Origin of the sequence: Sphingopyxis sp. BSNA05, assembly GCF_013265645.1 — a bacterium.
Lineage (GTDB): Bacteria > Pseudomonadota > Alphaproteobacteria > Sphingomonadales > Sphingomonadaceae > Parasphingorhabdus.
In genome coordinates, this window is sequence record NZ_PYIA01000076.1 from 1 (window position 1) to 1,109 (window position 1,109).

Annotated in this window: 1 protein-coding gene and 1 pseudogene; both read left to right on the forward strand. The window is 46.6% G+C overall.

Annotation, left to right across the window (positions count from 1 at the left end):
* The first annotated feature begins 280 nt into the window (after positions 1-280).
* A complete protein-coding gene (locus tag C8024_RS08535; RefSeq protein ID WP_173204122.1) occupies positions 281-949 on the forward strand; it encodes a DUF2235 domain-containing protein in 669 nt (222 codons plus the stop codon).
* Positions 931-1,109, forward strand: a pseudogene (locus C8024_RS23205) (DUF2235 domain-containing protein); the annotation flags it as partial. The gene C8024_RS08535 and the pseudogene C8024_RS23205, both read left to right, overlap by 19 nt.

Consider the following 1,109-nt stretch of genomic DNA (forward strand, 5'->3'; position numbering starts at 1 on the left):
TCAGAGACTGGCAACGAGCCAGCCTCCTCATAAACCACCCCTTCCTTTCCTTTGAAAAGGAGGGGTTTAATTTTTTCGCACAAAGACACGAAGGCGCAAAGAGCAACCCTCCACTCCTCATGCTGAACATGATTCAGCATCCACCAATAGGCAGGCGTGGACAGCAAAATAGATCCTGAAATCTACTCAGGATGATGAAATCAAGAACTCCCGCGTGACGTCGCTGGTTTTTTATTTGCTCGAAAACCCATGTTCACATATTGTTCTCGTCGGAGGCAACATGAAACGAATCGTATTTTGCTTCGATGGTACTTGGAACAAACTAGACGGTGAAAATCCAACGAATGTCGCTCGCATCGCGCAAGCAATAAGTCGGCGCGATGTGGATGGCAATGAACAAGTCATTCATTACGATGAAGGTGTTGGAACTTCAAAATCAGAAAAGTGGACCGGCGGCATCTTCGGGCACGGCTTAGATCAAAATATTGTCGAAGCTTATCACTTCCTCGTTCTCAACTATGAAGTAGGCGATCAGATTTACGTTTTCGGATTTTCTCGCGGCGCTTTTACTGCCAGGTCGTTTGTTGGCTTATTGCGCAATTGCGCGATCATGTCACGTCGGTCACTCAGCCACATACGGACAGCCGTAAATTTATATCTTAATCGCAATGCTGATGCAAAGCCAAGCTCAGAAACAGCGCGATTATTCAGATTTGAGCATTGTCGTGAACTTTGTTTACCAGGGGATCGTGAGTGGAGAAGGAGGGCGTATCCAAATGAAAAACACGACAATACAGAAGACTTAAAAGTAAAATTCTTGGGAGTCTGGGATAGTGTTGGTGCACTGGGCATTCCAAAACACATCAATCCGCTAAAGTTTTTTCCAAGAAGTACCGGTTCCACGACACGAAGCTCAGTTCTTTTGTTGAGGTCGCTCGACACGCAGTAGCGGCCGACGAAAAGCGCATCGCCTTTGAGCCGTCACTGTGGTCAAATCTTGACGACCTAAATCGTGACCAAACTTCAAACCCCAAATATCAGCAGTTAGTTTTTCCTGGGACTCATAGTGCGGTCGGTGGAGGAGGACCGATACGTGGTCTATCGGATTT

Excerpts from the sequence above, each read along its gene's own strand:
- C8024_RS08535 (WP_173204122.1), top strand. The coding sequence starts at position 281 with ATGAAACGAATCGTATTTTGCTTCGATGGTACTTGGAACAAACTAGAC.